The organism is Bradyrhizobium sp. CER78 (genome assembly GCF_029846235.1).
Lineage (GTDB): Bacteria > Pseudomonadota > Alphaproteobacteria > Rhizobiales > Xanthobacteraceae > Bradyrhizobium.
On record NZ_JARVWP010000003.1, the window covers coordinates 486,932 to 502,162 of the forward strand.

16 protein-coding genes and 1 pseudogene are annotated in these 15,231 nt (G+C 64.9%); 8 read left to right on the forward strand and 9 right to left on the reverse strand.

Annotated features, from left to right (window positions below):
* Positions 1-21 precede the first annotated feature (21 nt).
* Entirely contained in the window at positions 22-897 is an 876-nt protein-coding gene (locus tag QDT69_RS08200) for an MBL fold metallo-hydrolase (RefSeq protein WP_279706083.1), read from the reverse strand.
* Positions 898-1,019: 122 nt separating this feature from the next.
* Here QDT69_RS08200 and QDT69_RS08205 point away from each other — a divergent pair.
* Positions 1,020-1,133 (forward strand): annotated as a pseudogene (locus QDT69_RS08205) (glycerophosphodiester phosphodiesterase); the annotation flags it as partial.
* A gap of 75 nt (positions 1,134-1,208) precedes the next feature.
* The gene (locus tag QDT69_RS08210) at positions 1,209-1,841 is read left to right on the forward strand and encodes a DapH/DapD/GlmU-related protein (protein WP_279706084.1); all 633 of its coding nucleotides are present in this window, start codon (positions 1,209-1,211) and stop codon (positions 1,839-1,841) included.
* A gap of 1 nt (position 1,842) precedes the next feature.
* Here QDT69_RS08210 and QDT69_RS08215 read toward each other — a convergent pair whose 3' ends face one another.
* Positions 1,843-3,465 (reverse strand): ABC-F family ATP-binding cassette domain-containing protein, encoded by a 1,623-nt coding sequence (locus tag QDT69_RS08215; protein WP_279706085.1) that lies wholly within the window; start codon positions 3,463-3,465, stop codon positions 1,843-1,845.
* Between the two features lie 161 nt (positions 3,466-3,626).
* Between QDT69_RS08215 and QDT69_RS08220 the strand changes: the two genes are divergently transcribed.
* Entirely contained in the window at positions 3,627-4,070 is a 444-nt protein-coding gene (locus QDT69_RS08220) for a DMT family transporter (RefSeq protein WP_279706086.1), read from the forward strand.
* Positions 4,071-4,085: 15 nt separating this feature from the next.
* On the opposite strand, the gene QDT69_RS08225 is transcribed toward QDT69_RS08220, so the two are convergent.
* Positions 4,086-4,790, reverse strand: coding sequence for a GrlR family regulatory protein (locus tag QDT69_RS08225; protein ID WP_279706088.1), 705 nt, complete (start codon positions 4,788-4,790; stop codon positions 4,086-4,088).
* Between the two features lie 288 nt (positions 4,791-5,078).
* Here QDT69_RS08225 and QDT69_RS08230 point away from each other — a divergent pair, with 288 nt between their 5' ends.
* The 4 genes from QDT69_RS08230 to QDT69_RS08245 all read left to right on the forward strand — a co-directional run bounded on the left by QDT69_RS08230 (position 5,079) and on the right by QDT69_RS08245 (position 10,237).
* Positions 5,079-6,170, forward strand: a complete 1,092-nt coding sequence (locus QDT69_RS08230) for a hypothetical protein (protein WP_279706089.1) — start codon at positions 5,079-5,081, stop codon at positions 6,168-6,170.
* Between the two features lie 142 nt (positions 6,171-6,312).
* Positions 6,313-9,087 (forward strand): molybdopterin cofactor-binding domain-containing protein, encoded by a 2,775-nt coding sequence (locus QDT69_RS08235; protein WP_279706197.1) that lies wholly within the window; start codon positions 6,313-6,315, stop codon positions 9,085-9,087.
* Positions 9,084-9,608, forward strand: coding sequence for a 2Fe-2S iron-sulfur cluster-binding protein (locus QDT69_RS08240; protein ID WP_279706090.1), 525 nt, complete (start codon positions 9,084-9,086; stop codon positions 9,606-9,608). Before QDT69_RS08235 ends, QDT69_RS08240 begins: the two co-directional genes overlap by 4 nt.
* Before the next feature lie 11 nt (positions 9,609-9,619).
* On the forward strand, positions 9,620-10,237 hold the full coding sequence (locus QDT69_RS08245; protein ID WP_279706091.1) for an Isoquinoline 1-oxidoreductase subunit: 618 nt from the start codon (positions 9,620-9,622) through the stop codon (positions 10,235-10,237).
* Between the two features lie 85 nt (positions 10,238-10,322).
* On the opposite strand, the gene QDT69_RS08250 is transcribed toward QDT69_RS08245, so the two are convergent.
* The 5 genes from QDT69_RS08250 to QDT69_RS08270 all read right to left on the reverse strand — a co-directional run bounded on the left by QDT69_RS08250 (position 10,323) and on the right by QDT69_RS08270 (position 14,022).
* The gene (locus QDT69_RS08250; RefSeq protein ID WP_279706092.1) at positions 10,323-10,472 is read right to left on the reverse strand and encodes a hypothetical protein; all 150 of its coding nucleotides are present in this window, start codon (positions 10,470-10,472) and stop codon (positions 10,323-10,325) included.
* 55 nt (positions 10,473-10,527) lie between these two features.
* Positions 10,528-11,346 (reverse strand): tetratricopeptide repeat protein, encoded by an 819-nt coding sequence (locus tag QDT69_RS08255; protein WP_279706093.1) that lies wholly within the window; start codon positions 11,344-11,346, stop codon positions 10,528-10,530.
* Between the two features lie 32 nt (positions 11,347-11,378).
* Positions 11,379-12,065 carry a substrate-binding domain-containing protein gene (locus tag QDT69_RS08260; protein WP_279706094.1) on the reverse strand — a complete coding sequence of 229 codons (687 nt, stop codon included), beginning with the start codon at positions 12,063-12,065 and terminating at the stop codon, positions 11,379-11,381.
* A 5-nt stretch (positions 12,066-12,070) separates the two neighbouring features.
* On the reverse strand, positions 12,071-12,775 hold the full coding sequence (locus tag QDT69_RS08265) for a GrlR family regulatory protein (RefSeq protein ID WP_279706095.1): 705 nt from the start codon (positions 12,773-12,775) through the stop codon (positions 12,071-12,073).
* Between the two features lie 212 nt (positions 12,776-12,987).
* Entirely contained in the window at positions 12,988-14,022 is a 1,035-nt protein-coding gene (locus QDT69_RS08270; RefSeq protein WP_024581543.1) for a glutamine synthetase beta-grasp domain-containing protein, read from the reverse strand.
* 540 nt (positions 14,023-14,562) lie between these two features.
* On the opposite strand from QDT69_RS08270, the gene QDT69_RS08275 reads away from it, so the two are divergent.
* On the forward strand, positions 14,563-14,763 hold the full coding sequence (locus tag QDT69_RS08275; protein WP_050425031.1) for a DUF2735 domain-containing protein: 201 nt from the start codon (positions 14,563-14,565) through the stop codon (positions 14,761-14,763).
* A 102-nt stretch (positions 14,764-14,865) separates the two neighbouring features.
* Here the strand turns inward: QDT69_RS08275 and QDT69_RS08280 are convergent, their stop codons facing one another.
* Complete coding sequence (locus tag QDT69_RS08280) at positions 14,866-15,177, reverse strand: MliC family protein (protein ID WP_279706096.1); 312 nt, start codon at positions 15,175-15,177, stop codon at positions 14,866-14,868.
* Positions 15,178-15,231: the final 54 nt, after the last annotated feature.

Below are 15,231 nucleotides of genomic sequence, written 5' to 3' on the forward strand. Positions count from 1 at the left end.
GCTTCCGGCTGCTCGCGCCGCCTACTGGCGCTTGAAGCGATAGTCGAAGCCGTCGCCGTCCGCCTTGATCAGGCCGACTGTCGGGGCGGGAAAATGGATCGGCAGGATCAACGTGTCGGTCCCGGCGACGGAGGCAAAGAACTTCCGCCGCGACACCGCCGATTGCTTCGGATCCCAATCGGGCTTCGCCGACCATTCCGGCTCGCGGCACTGGATCGCGTGATGCATCAGATCGCCGGCGACCACCGCGCGCTGTCCCTTCGAGAAGATGTTGACGCAGCAATGGCAGGGCGAATGGCCCGGCGTCGGCGTCAGCGTGACGGTGTCGTCGAGCGCATAGTCGTCGTCGACCAGCAGCGCCTGCCCGGCCTCGACGATCGGCAGGCAATTGTCGCGAAACACCGTGCCGGGCGGATTGGCGCCCTTGGCATTCTCCGCCTCCCAGGCCGCATACTCGCCCTTGTGGAAGATGTATTTCGCGTTCGGGAAGGTCGGCACCCAGCGCCCGTCGCGCAGCGTGGTATTCCAGCCGGTGTGGTCGATATGCAGATGGGTGCAGAACACATAGTCGATCTGCTCAAAGGAGACGCCGAGCGCGAACAGCTCGTTGCGCCAGCGCTCCTTGCCCGGGAAGTCGAATGGCGGCGGGTGCCCCTTGTCCTCGCCGGTGCAGGTGTCGACCAGGATGGTGTAGCGCGGCGTCCGCACCACGAAGGTCTGGTAGGTGATCATCATCATGCCGCGCGCGGCGTCGAAGACCTCAGGCTCCATTGTCTTGAGATGATGCTTGAACACGGCATCGTCATAGGTCGGGAAGAAATCCTGCGGCCGCCGCCACGGCCCTTCGCGCTCGATCGCCGCGTCGATCGTGATGTCACCGATCCTGATCTGTTTCATGCCGTTTCACTCCCGCTTTTTGCTGAAGCATAGCGGCCGGCGCTGGGTGTCACAAGCCGAGCACCGCGCAGCGTGCCATGCGGCTTTGCATCGCTGGGAACGCCGATGCCGCAAGGCGCGACGAATTCTCGACCGGGGTCGACGATGCCGACACGTTCCGCCGCCTGCCCAAAGACTATTCCGGCGGCATCTGGACCAACGAGATCGAGACCATCGCCCGCCTCACCGGCCGGTAGATCCGGCGTCGCCTGTCATCTGGCCGTAATAGAAATCGTGCGACTGGAACAGCCCGCCGCATCGAGGACAGATTCATGACCGAACCGAATCCGACCCGCCCCAAGCTTGCCGAAACCGTCATCGAACCGACGGTGAAGCTGCGCGAGGTCAAGGTCGGACGTTGCTGCGAAGTCCTCGGCGACACGGCGATCGAATACACCGAGCTCGGCGACTACTCCTATCTCGGCAGCGGTTGCATCGTCGCCGACGCCGTGATCGGCAAATTCTGTGCGATCGCGGCGCAAGTGCGGATCGGCGCGCCGAACCATCCGGTCGAGCGCCCGTCGCAGCATCGCTTCACCTACTGCCCCGAATATTACTCGGCCTCCGCCGAGCGCGATCACGGCTTCTTCAGCGATCGGCGCGCGGATCGCGTCGTGATCGGCAACGACGTCTGGATCGGTCATGGCGTGATCGTGCTGCCCGGCGTCACCGTCGGCGACGGCGCGGTGCTGGCGGCCGGCGCCGTGGTCTCGCGCGATGTCGCGCCCTACACGATCGTCGGCGGCGTGCCGGCCCGGCCGATCAAGGAGCGGTTCAGCCGCAAGATCGCGGCCGAGCTGTCGCAGATCGCCTGGTGGAATTGGCCGCCGGAAACCATCTGGGAGCGCCTGGGCGAATTCCAGTCTGGCGACGTCGAAGTGTTCTGCGCGCGTTGGCGGGCTTGAGCTAGCTCCGCAGCCCCGGGGCTTCCTGCCCGGTGCGTGCGACGTATTCGGTGTAGCCACCGCCGTATTGGTGGATGCCGTCGGGCGTCAGCTCCAGCACGCGGTTGGAGAGCGCGGCGAGGAAGTGGCGGTCATGTGACACGAACAGCATCGTGCCCTCGAACTCGGCGAGCGCATTGATCAGCATCTCCTTGGTGGCGAGATCGAGATGGTTGGTCGGCTCGTCGAGCACCAGGAAATTCGGCGGATCGAACAGCATCTTGGCCATCACGAGCCGCGCCTTCTCGCCGCCCGAGAGCACGCGGCACTTCTTCTCGACGTCATCGCCGGAGAAGCCGAAGCAGCCGGCAAGCGCGCGCAAGGAGCCCTGCCCGGCCTGCGGAAACGCATCCTCCAGCGACTGGAACACGGTACGCTCGCCGTCGAGCAGGTCCATCGCATGCTGCGCGAAATAGCCCATCTTCACGCTACCGCCGATCGCGACCGCGCCGTCATCCGGCTCGGTTGAACCGGCCACCAGCTTCAGCAACGTCGACTTGCCGGCGCCGTTGATGCCCATCACGCACCAGCGCTCCTTGCGGCGGATCATGAAGTCGAGCCCGTCATAGATGCGCTTGCTGCCATAGGCCTTGTGCACGTTCTTCAGGCTGACGACGTCCTCGCCCGAGCGCGGCGCCGGCTGGAATTCGAACGCAACGGTCTGGCGTCGCCGCGGCGGCTCGACCCGCTCGATCTTGTCGAGCTTCTTCACCCGGCTCTGCACCTGAGCTGCGTGCGAGGCGCGCGCCTTGAACCGCTCGATGAACTTGATCTCCTTGGCGAGCATCGCCTGCTGACGTTCGAACTGCGCCTGCTGCTGCTTGTCGGAGAGCGCGCGCTGCTGTTCGTAGAACTCGTAATTGCCGGAATAGGTGGTGAGCTGACCCGCATCGATCTCGACCACCTTGTTGATGATGCGGTTGATGAACTCGCGGTCATGCGAAGTCATCAAGAGCGCGCCTTCATAGCCCTTCAAGAACTGCTCGAGCCAGATCAGGCTTTCCAAATCAAGATGGTTGCTCGGCTCGTCGAGCAGCATGACGTCGGGCCGCATCAAGAGGATGCGCGCCAGCGCCACGCGCATCTTCCAGCCGCCGGAGAGCTTGCCGACGTCTCCGTCCATCATCTCCTGGCTGAAGCCGAGACCGGCCAGCGCCTCGCGCGCGCGGCCGTCGAGCGCATAGCCGTCGAGTTCCTCGAACTGATGCTGCACCTCGCCATAGCGCGCGATGATGTCGTCCATCTCGTCGGCCTTGTCGGGGTCGGCCATCGCGGCCTCGAGTTCCCGGAGCTCGGCCGCCACCACGCTGACCGGCCCCGCCCCGTCCATCACCTCGGCGACCGCGCTGCGGCCACTCATTTCGCCGACATCCTGGCTGAAATAGCCGATCGAGATGCCGCGATCGAGCGACACCTGGCCTTCATCGGGGATTTCGCGGCCCGAGATCATGCGGAACAGCGTGGTCTTGCCGGCGCCGTTCGGGCCGACAAGGCCGATCTTCTCGCCCTTCTGGAGCGCCGCGGAGGCTTCAATGAAGAGGATCTGATGGCCGACTTGCTTTGAGACGTTATCGAGGCGGATCATGCTTTAATGCTGGGGAACTGAGGGTTTGCGGCCTCTTATTCGATCTGGGACGTGGGTGGAAGCCCATTCCGCAGGTTTCGCGCCGTGCTCCCATGCATGCCACGCTCGTTGCCAATCGAATATGACATGAAATAGTCCGGCGATCGGTTTTGGGGCGTCACATGCAAATCTGGTTTCTCTATCTCCTCGCACTCGGCGCCGGCATCAGCGTCGCCACCCAGCAGGTCCTGAACGGCAATCTCAGGTCCGCCCTCAACTCACCGGCCTGGGCCGGGTTGGTCAGCTATCTCGGCGGGCTCGTCACGATGGCGGTCGTGCTGGTCGCGACGCGAGAGCCGGTGCCGTCCTGGAAACTGGTGACGGCCGTGCCGTGGTGGGCCTGGAGCGGCGGCATTCTCGGCGGCGTGTTCATCCTGCTGATGATCCTGCTGCTGCCCTCGCTCGGCGCCGCGACCTTGCTGGCGCTGGTGGTCGCAGGCCAGATGATCGCGGGTATCGCGATGGACCATTTTGGCCTGTTCGGGCTGGCGCAGCATCCCGTGTCGATATCGCGACTGGCCGGCATCGCGCTGATCATCGGCGGCGTGCTTCTGATCAAGGGTTGAGCAAGCTTTCCAGGTCTACGCCCGGCGCATCAGCCGCAGTTCGGCCGACAGGCGAAGGCTGCGCTTTCCTGCCAGCGCGATGCCTTCGAGCCCGGCGCCGTCGTCGCGGCAGGTCCCGGCAAAACCGATGCCGACCTCGTAGCCGCCGAACACCGGATACTCGCCCTTCGCCGGCGTGTGCTCCTGGTTGACGATCTCGCCGCGCCAGCGGCCATCCGCGGACGAATACGAGCCCAGATAATAGAAGAACGCATCGCCGCCGAGGATGCGGCCGTCCATCAGCAGCATCACCCCGGTGAGGCCGGCATCGACACCGTCGAGCGCGCGGAGCTGGATCGCATAGAGCCCGTTGGCGATGCCGCCCGGTCCGACCTCCCCGCGCGGCGGCAAGGCCTCGTCGTCGAGCGGCGCCAGATTCGCCCAGAACACGCCGTCCGGCATGGCGTCCGCCTTGCCTTCGAGCAGGATGGTCGAACCCTCGGTTCGGCCGCGCACCTTGATGACGGCGACATCGGCCCCCATCAGCGGCTTGAAGTTGACATCGTCGTTGTGGCGCTCGGTGATCACGTCGGCGATGATCTCGCCATTCGTCACCTGATAGGTGCCGAGATGAGCGAACGCCGAATTGCCACCCATCATCTTGCCGTCGTGCAGGCACATGATGCTGCGGCCGAATGCGCCGTTGATGCCGTACTCGACCTTGTAAAGTCCGTTGAGCACGCAAAAATCCAATAAATAAAATTGACTCCGTTCGCCACATAGCATCGGGCCGAAACCCGCACCATTGGGTGTTTTGGCGCAGGCAAGCCCGGCAATGTCCGGGTGTGGACACCGGCCGATTCGTCGCTTAGCTGTAGGCGTCCGCCCGCGTCGTGCCGCGTCGCGCGGGATCTACACTCCCTGTTCACTACTCTCCAGTTCATTGCGTCCAAGCATTTGCGCATTCCGCTAATGGTCGCGCGGCCGCATCCGGCCGCGACGTTGGCGCGAGGCTTCGAGGAGCATCACATGATCAATCGATTTCGCCTGGCCGCAGCGCTGGCATTGCTGCTCGGCAGCGGTGGCGCTGCGCCGGCCCAGTCGCTGCCCGACTACATGGCGCCGATCTCGGGCAAGACCACGTCCACGCCGGCCGATGTCGCGACCAAGGATGTGCTCGCGCTCAACACCGGCATGTTCGAGCTCTATGGCGATGCGGCTCGGATCTTCCAGAAGAACGTGCTCGACAAGCACCCGGTGATCCTCGGCCTGTTCTCCGGCGCCGGCGGCCGCCTGATCCTGTACCGGCCCGGCAAGCCGCCGACCGAGGCGCCGCAGGTGCCGGTCGTTTATCAGCTGCTCAAGTCGGTCGGCCACAGCACGATGGCGCTGGCCGAGGTGGTCGGCCCCTATGTCGACAATCCCGACGACAAGTCGTGGCGCGGGTCGATGCAGGCCTATCGCAGCCGGATGCAATCGGCGCTCGACGGGCTCGATGCCACGCCGATGCAGGCCGACTGGCGCGACAACAACCGCGCCATCCTCACCAACAACATCGCTTTCATGGACGAATGCCTCGCCGCCGGCGCCATCCCATTCGCGAAGCTGGAGGCATTCGGCAAGAAGCAGGCACCACTGCTCGCCGGGAACGTCGCCTGGGCCGCGCAGACCCAGGTCGCACACTGGATGACCGTGATGGCCGACTGGAAGACCCAGCTCGGCCCCGATTGGGACAAGACCTACGGCGCGAGCAACACGATCTATGTGGCGCGGCAGAACAACGTGATCTTCAGCGTGCTGGCGCAATTCTTCGGGCCTGACGCCATCAACAGCCGGCTGATGCTGATCGAGACCATCTCCTTCACCACCACGCCGTCCGACATGCTGGAATCGCTGACCCGGATCATCGCCGACCGCTCGGTCGGCGCGCTGTTCTTCGGCAGCTACCATTTGATGGACTATGAATTGATGGGGGGCGATGCGCGCGAGGCGATCATCGCCGAGACCAAGAAGCGCGGTATGACGCCGTTCCTGCCGCCGCTGGTGCCGTTCGGTTCCAAGCAATGGCCGACCCTGATCACGCCGGGTCCGGGACCGGCCACCATTGCCGACCTCAAGTGAGGCCGAAGCTACGAGTGAAAAGGCTACGACCTATTGCGGCATTGCCGTTGCGCTCGCTTTGCCGCAATACGTCCACGTGTATTGTACAAATTATTAAACCCCGGCGCGACATGCCGTCGAGGTGTCGATGAAAGATCAGACCATGCGGCCTTCGCGACGCGAATTCGTGAAGTGGTTGTCGGCAGGCGGCATCTCGGTCAGCCTGTCGCATCTGGCGCTGGCGAAGGAGCCTGCTTTCGCCGGTCGCGAGACGCTGCCCGGACGCGGCCATTTCAATCCGGCGGCCAAGGGCGCCGGCCGCGTCGACGGTGTGGCCAAGGTCACCGGCGCAAAACTTTACGCCTCCGACTTTCGCGCCGCCGACATGCCGGGCTGGCCTGCAACCACCTCGCACGCCATCCTGGTTCGCGCCAATGACGCGACGCATGTCTATGCCGGCATGGACCTCGCCCGCCTCGATGGTCCGGCGAAGCCCTCGGTCGTCGTGACCGCAGCCGACCTCGACCGGATCGGCACGCGGGTGCCGGAGTTCCACGCCGGCGACCTGTTCTGCCCGGTCGGCAAGACGCCGCTCTATCTCGGACAACCGGTCGCGCTGTTGATCTTCGAGCAGTTCGACGCCTTCGACCGCGCACGGCTCGCGCTGCGCGATGTCGGCTTCGTCAAGTTCGGCGACGAGACCGGGCCGGTGAACCTGCCGGACTTCGGCGCGTATCGTTTCACGCGCGTCGCCGGCGCGACGCCCGATGCGCCCGATATCTATTCGCCGATCCAGGCCGGCTGGGTTTCGCCGAGCCGAATCCAGAACGCGGCGCTGCCGGTCTGGCTGCCGCTCGCCAAGGAGACCAAGGCCGACTACGCGAAAGCCGCGATCCATGGCGAAGCGATCCGCGCCCAGCTCGCCAAGGACGATGCGTCGCAGCTTGTGCTCGACCGCGAGTTCGAGACCCAGTCGGTGGATCCGATGTTCCTCGAACCGGAAAGCGGTCTCGCCTGGTACAGCGACAATAGCGGCAACCTCGAGCTGGTGCTCGGCGTGCAGTCACCCTATGAGGCGACCGAGTCGATCGCCTTCATGCTCGGCAAGGCCCGGCCCCCGTTCCGCCCCTCGCACATCAACGCGCAGTTCGCCCATGTCGGCGGCGGCTTCGGCGGCCGCGACCACACCCCGTTCGTGCTCTACGTGGCGCTGGCGGCGATGTTCTTTCCGGGACGGCCGGTGCGGCTGGCACACGACCGCTACCAGCAATTCCAGGGCGGCATCAAGCGTCACCCGATCAAGATGCGCTCAAAGATCGGCATCGATCGCAAGAGCGGCAAGATCACGGCATTCGCCGCCGACCATGTGCTCGACGGCGGCGGGCTCGCCAATTTCTCCGCCAATGTCGCGGTCGTCGCCGCGACCGCCGCGATCGGGATCTACGATATCCCGAAAGTCGACGTCACCACCGTGGCGGTGCATTCGCGCGGCGTCACCGCCGGCTCGATGCGCGGCTACGGCACGCTACAGACAATGACTGCGCTGGAAGTCTTGATCGACGAAGCGGCGAGCGAGCTCAAGGCCGACCCGATCGCGTTCCGCCGCAACAATGCGCTGAAGCAGAACGGCCGGACCATGACCGGCAATCCCTACATCGTGTCGGTGCGCACGCCTGACATCCTCGACAAGCTCGAGACGCATCCGATCTGGCAGCAGCGCGCCGACTTCAAGCAGAAGGCGCCGGAGGGACGGCTGGTCGGCACAGGCGTGGCCTGCGTCACCAAAGATTACGGCTCCGGCGCAGATTGCTCGCTCGGCCGGGTCGAGATCGATCAGGAGGGACGGATCGCGATCTATTGCGATCATGTCGAGATGGGCAATGGCGTTGGCACCGCGCTCGCCAACCGGGTCGCGGGCCATCTCGGTGCCGTCGCTGACGAGGTCGCGGTCTCCCGGGTCGACAGCTATGAGGCGCTCGGGCTTGTCACCTCGGGCGATCCCTACACGATGGATCAGAAGACCCAGGATCTCGCCGAGAAGAACCCGCGCTGGGTGCCCGCAATCAGCTCGGCGACCAGCGCATCGATCGGCGCCCATGTCGGCACGCATTCGGCGGCCGAGGCGGCGCGCGTCATCTTCCGCTTCGGCCTGTGGCCGGCGGCGCTCGAGCTCTGGCAGATCGGCAAGACCGATCCTCGCGCCCGGCAATGGGACAGAGCGCGCTGGCGGGATGGGCAGCTTGTGCTCGATGATCTCGCACCGCTGCCGTTGCCGAAGCTTGCGGCGACCGCGCATGCGCGCGGTTTCGTCACCGGCGCAGTCGCGCACAGCTTCTCGCGCTGGGCCTGGTCGCGTGCCCGCTTCCCGCTGTTCGGCGAGCAATACCGCGCCGAGATCGATGCGCTGGCGATCCGCCGTGGCCGCGGCAGGTTCGAGCGGATTGATCGCGTCAGCGTCAAGTTTCCGCCAACCGACAACAACCGGATCGGCACCGCCTACACCTCGATGTGCGGCACGCTGGTGCGTGTCGAGATCGAGCGCGCGACCGGCATCCTGCGCATCGCCAAGGCCTACAGCGTGTTCGAATGCGGCCAGGCGTTGGTGCCCGAAGTCGCACTCGGCCAGTCCCACGGCGGTTTCGCCATGGGCGTCGGCTACGCGCTGCTGGAAACCCTGCCGCCATTCGAAGGCGGCCCCGGCAACGGGCAGTGGAATCTCGGCCAGTACCTGATCGCGCGCGGCTCCGACCTGCCGCTGCACGACCTCGAGATCGAGATGCTGCCGCCGCTGACGCCGGACGAGCCGCCCAAGGGCATGGCCGAGGTGGTGATGATCCCGATCGTGCCTGCGCTGCTCAACGCCATCAATGATGCCACCGGCCACCGCTTCCGCTCATTGCCGGTGACCACGAGCCTGCTCAAGGGAGCGCTTGCGTGACCACGCTCAATCTCACCATCAACGGCCAGAAGCACGGCCCGATCGAGGTCCGCGACGACCTCTCGATGAACGATTTCCTGCGCGAAATGCTCGGCATGACCGGCACCAAGTTCGGCTGTGGCGCCGCGCAGTGCCTGAGCTGTGCCGTCATCATCGATAATCCCGACGGCACAAGCTACACCACTCCGACCTGCGTGGTGCCGGCGGCGAATTTCGACGGCAAGGCGATCCGTACCGTCGAGGGCCATGCCAAGGACGGCGAGCTCTCGGCGTTGCAGCGGGCCTTCATCGACCATTTCGCGTTCCAGTGCGGCTACTGCACGGCGGGCTTCCTCAACGAGGGCCAGGTGCTGCTCGAACTGCTGGCAAGAGAGCCAGTGGCGCGGGACCAACTCGAGACCGTTATCGCGGACGCGCTCGACGGCCATCTGTGCCGCTGCACCGGCTACATCAAGTATCACCAGGCGGTGCGCGACGTGATCCTCGCCGATTCCAAGCGCTATCTGACCACCAACAAGTGAGCCCGCGCACGATGACATCGGACACGCGGTTTCGGATCATTGCAATCGTGACGGCGCTCGCGACCAGCCTGTGCGCTGGCTACGCGGCGTCGGAGAGCGCGAGCCACGCCCTTGCCTCGCCGGAAAGCTTTGCCGGCATCGAGAATGTCGAGCAGCGCTCCGCGGCGATCTTCACCGAACTCGGCAAGGTACTGACGCATCCGCGCTGCACCAATTGCCATCCCGCCGGCGACAGCCCGCGGCAGGGCGACATCAGCCGCATGCACCAGCCGCCGGTTACGCGCGGCGCCGATGGCCATGGCACCAACGCGATGCGCTGCTCGATCTGCCACCAGCACGCCAATTTCGATCCCGGCCGCGTGCCGGGTCACCCGGAATGGCATCTTGCACCGCGCGAGATGGCGTGGGGCGGCAAGACCGTCGGCGAGATCTGCGTCCAGATCAGAGACCCCGCGCGCAACGGCGGGCGCAAGGTCGAGGAGCTGATCGAGCATATCGGCAAGGACACGCTGGTGGGCTGGGCCTGGCATCCCGGCTTCGGCCGCTCGCCGGCACCCGGCACGCAGGAACAGGCAGGCGCGCTGGTCGAGGCCTGGGTGAAGACCGGCGCAGCCTGCCCGGCGCCGTGAGCATCCGGGAACGCTATCGCTCTTTGGCTCTTTGTTTGAGCATGATCTTTTCGGAAAACCGCTTCACACTTTTCCGGATCATGCTCTAGTGGCGCTTGAAATACTGCACGTAGCGCTCGTGCTTCTCTGCCGCCGCACGCGACTTGAAGGTGCCGAGATTGCGCCGCTTGCCGGTCTTCGGATTGACCTTGCGGGAATACAGCCGGTACTCGCCGGAACGCAGCTTGCGGATCATGACTTCGCCTCGCCAGTGCCTTTCGCACGTCAACGACACGCGTGCGCGAGTGTTCCTAGAAGCAGAGGTTGGTCACCGGATTGCCGCGCTTATCCTTGATCACGTAAGGACAGCGCGCCCGTTCCAACGCCTTCTTGGCATCCTCGTCGCCGAGCGCGGCGGCCCGCTCGTAATAGGCCTTGGCCGCATCGCTGTCCTTCGGTCCGCCGCGGCCGGCCTGCGCGAAGGCGCCCATCCGCTCCAGCGCACCGGGATGGTTCTGTGCCGCCGCCTTCTCGAACAGCGCCCGCGCGCCGGCATCGTCCTGCGCACCGCCCTTGCCTTCGGCCAGCATCATGCCGAGCTGGTACTGCGCCTCCGCATTGGTCTCGGCGGATTTGGCGAGCAATTCGCGCGCACGCGCCGGGTCGGATGCCGTGCTGCCGCCGAGCGCCGCAAGATTGCTGACGCCGCGCGCGTTGCCGGCCTGCGCTGCGCGCTCGAACAATTTGCGCGCCTGCGCCTCGTCCTTGGCGACCCCGGTGCCGTTGCCATAGAGCACGCCGAGCTCGACCATCGCCGATGTCGAGCCCTTGTCGGCCGCCTTGCGCCAGGCGCTTGCGGCCTCCGCGATCTGCCGGTTGGCGGCATAGGCGCGGCCGAGCTCATACATCGCACGACGCGACGATTTTGCCGCCACTGCGCAATACTTGATCGCGGTCGCGATATCGGCCGACGCGATCTCGGACACGCCCTTCACGTCGGCCGGCTTGTCGGGATCAGAGGGATCGGCGGCGAGCCGGTCGCACAGCACGAGGTCGGCCGATTGCGCGTGGGCGAGCAGGGGCGCGGCCAGCGCTGCGATGAAGACAAAGGCTTGGAGTGGCTTGAACATGGGCGGCAGGTTGCGTCGCGGTGCAGGCAAATTCAAGGCTCGAGCCCGGTCTCGCGCAGCACCGGCGCGACCTCGGGTGACGACAAATAGCGTAGCAGATGATCGGCGGCCGCGGCGCGCTGCGAGGCCGTCATGCGGCCTGCTGAGAACACCGCCGGCGTCTGCAAATTGAGGGGAATTGGTCCGACGACCTCGATGCCGTCGACCTGCTTCAACTCACTGATCTGCTGGATCGCGAGATCAGCCTCGCCGGTGACGAGCTTTTCCGCGGTGAAGCCCATGGGGATGATCACCGCGCATGCGTTGATCGCCTCCGCGATGCCGAGACGTGCGATCAGCTGCGCGAACAGAATGCCGCTGGCGCCGAGCCGCGAATAGGCCACCGCGCGCGCCCCGAGCAAAGCCTCACGCAATGCGGCTTCGCTCGCGATGTCGGGATGCGCAGCGCCCGCCTTCACCGCGACGCCGACATAGGAGTGCGCCAGATTGACTGCACTTTCCCGCGCAACGCGCTCTTCGCCGATCATCTCGTCGAGGCCTTCGCGGGTCAGGATCACGACATCGGCGACCTCGCCCTTGCGCAAGCGTTCGAGCAGCGCCAGCGTCGGCGCAAAATCGGCATCGATCGCAACGCCGCTCGCCGCCCGGTAGGCCCCGGCAAGGCGCGCGACCGCGCCCTTCAGCGCCAGCGTCGAGAGCACGCGAACCGAATGGCCCATCCCGCTTACGCCCGTCGCATCAGCTTGAGCGCGGCGGTCAGACGGAGGCTGCGCTTGCCGGCAAGCGCGGTCGCTTCCAGCACGGCGCCCTCCGCATCGCAGGTGCCGGCGAAGCCGATGCCGACCTCATGGCCGCCGAAGATCGGGTTCTCGCCCATCGCCGAGGTGTGCTCCTGGTTGAGTATCTGGCCCTTCCAGCGGCCCTTCTCGGAGGTGTAGGTGCCGAGATAATAGAAGAACGCATCGCCGCCGAGGATGCGGCCGTTGTTCAGCAGCATCACGCCGGTGAGGCCGCCGTCGACCCCGTCGAGGACGCGGATGCGGATCGAATAGAGTCCGTCGATGATGCCGCCCTCGCCGACCCCGCCGGCGATCGGGACTTCGTCCTCGGTGATCGGCGTCATCACCGACTGGAACGGCACGCCGGGCAATTCCTTCAGCTCGCCCTTGAAGCGATAGAGCTCGCCATCGGGCGCACCCTTTGCGATGAGCGTCGCGTCATCGGTGCCGGCCATCGCGCGGTAGTTCGGATCGGGGTTGTGGCGGACGGTCTGGATCTCGACCGCGACCTCGTCGCCGTGCTTTTCGTAGGTGCCGATATGGGCGAAGGCCGAGTTGCCGCCGAGCATCTTGCCGTCGCCGACATACATCACGCTGCGGCCGACGGCGCCGCCCAGTTCGAACCGGACCTTGTAAAACCCTTCAAACAAGCGCCGTGTCCCCGGCAGCCAAGATCAAATCGTTATCTAGCGCGGTTCATAACGCAGCGAAACCGCTTTCGGCGGCAAGCTGCCCGCAAACACTTTGGCTAAAAAGCAAGGGTCCGCCAAGGCAGTCGCCCTGGCGGACCCGATTGCGGTACCGGATGGCTCCATCCGGGTCCGGAAGCTGCTTAGGCCGCAGCCACTTAAGCTGCAGCCATTTAAGCTGCAGCCTTGGCGCCGGTCGGGACCTCGGAGATCGTCTTCAGGATCTGCGAAGCGATCTGGTAGGGGTCGCCTTGGGAGTTCGGGCGGCGGTCTTCCAGATAGCCCTTGTAGCCATTGTTGACGAAGGAGTGCGGCACGCGGATCGAGGCACCACGATCAGCCACGCCGTAGCTGAACTTGTTCCACGGCGCGGTCTCGTGCTTGCCGGTCAGACGCTTGTCATTGTCCGGGCCGTAGACGGCGATGTGGTCCATCAGGTTCTTGTCGAAGGCCTTCATCAGGCTCTCGAAGTACTCCTTGCCGCCGACTTCGCGCATGTACTTGGTCGAGAAGTTGGCGTGCATGCCCGAGCCGTTCCAGTCGGTGTCGCCGAGCGGCTTGCAGTGGAATTCGATGTCGATGCCGTAGCTCTCGGTGAGGCGCAGCATCAGGTAGCGGGCCATCCACATCTGGTCAGCGGCGGTCTTGGAGCCCTTGCCGAAGATCTGGAATTCCCACTGGCCCTTCGCCACTTCGGCGTTGATGCCTTCGTGGTTGATGCCGGCGGCGAGGCAGAGATTGAGATGCTCTTCCACGATCTTGCGGGCGACGCTGCCGACGTTCTTGTAGCCGACGCCGGTGTAGTACGGGCCCTGCGGCGCCGGATAACCCTCTTCCGGGAAGCCGAGCGGACGGCCGTCCTTGTAGAAGAAGTATTCCTGCTCAAAGCCGAACCAGGCGCCTTCGTCATCCAGAACGGTGGCGCGCTTGTTCGAGACATGCGGCGTCTTGCCGTCGGGCATCATGACTTCGCACATCACCAGCACGCCGTTCTCGCGCGCGGCGTCGGGATAGCAGGCGACCGGCTTCAGCACGCAGTCAGAGCTGTGGCCTTCAGCCTGCTGGGTGGACGAACCGTCAAAGCCCCACAGCGGAAGCTGTTCGAGGGTCGGGAACGACGCGAATTCCTTGATCTGCGTCTTACCGCGCAGGCTCGGCGTCGGCGTATATCCGTCGAGCCAGATATACTCGAGCTTGTACTTGGTCATTGAACCTCTCTGTTGATGATGCAAAACCGTGAGGAACCGAAAGCCAGTCGGCCGCCGCACGCGTACCCGGCCACCATCGGCCGGCTCTTACTAAGCAATTAAAATGCCAGTCGCTGCACTGCGGCACCGGCGAGCCTGCGGATGTCCACAGCGGACATCGCATTTTTAGCTGCGACAAAGTAGCGCGGCTGGCATGCGCCACCGTCAGCCAAAATCTTCTCTCCGCCCCCCTCCACCGCCCGTTTCTGCAGCAAATTCGGCTACGGCACCATCCGCCGATTAATGCGGCGGCAGCGCCATGTGACAGTTCGTGTCCAACCATCGGGTGCCCGGCAACCATTGCCTCGGCCCAAGCGTTGGTCAGCTGCCCCCTGCCTCACAGGAAGCAAACCTGGATTTGCCTACTAATTAGACAAAACCTGACTATTTCTTGGTCACTTGCACCCTGCCGGGCCCGGACCGATGTTGAAAGCACGGTAACCGCACACGAATGAGTCGGGCGCACCATGGAGGCTCGCACCGACCAAAGGAGACTTTGACATGATCACCACGGGCCAAAATCAGGGATCGGCAACGATCTATCAATTCCCGGCAGGGGGCCGCGCGGCTCTCGGCGGACGCCGCTATGGCGAGGCGCGGACGGCGCGCGATCTTGCCGCTGAAGTCGAGACCTCGGCATGCAGCGAGAGCTGGTACCATCAGGCCGCCATCGACGACGCCAAGCCGAGCCGCGACCACTGATGTCGATCGGGCGAAGAGACGTAACCCATAAGCGTCACACAACAGCAGAACAGTAAGAGAGGGTCGGAACGCAGCGTTTCGGCCCTTTTTCATGCCAGCTTTTCACGCCAGCTCGCAGGCCGTCACCGGCCGCTTCGCATGCCGCAGCCTGGTCAATCCGGCCCGGTTGATCTCGAGCGTGACACCACCGCCTCTGTAACGCGTGCCTGTCAGCGACAGCCGCTTCGTCAATGTCACCGCCTTGCCGTCGACCTGCAGATGCGCACGCGTGTCGCCATTGAAGAACGCCGCGATGAACTGTGTGCCGTCGGCACATCGATAATTCCGGAAGGCGGACTGCGCCCGTGCCGCCGAGGAACCAAAAACCCCGAAAAGAATTGCGCCGATCAGAATGGCGCCCCCGCGATAAGTCATATTCTCCCCCCGAGAGGCCGGTTATAGACCTGTCTGCGCCGATACACCTGCGCC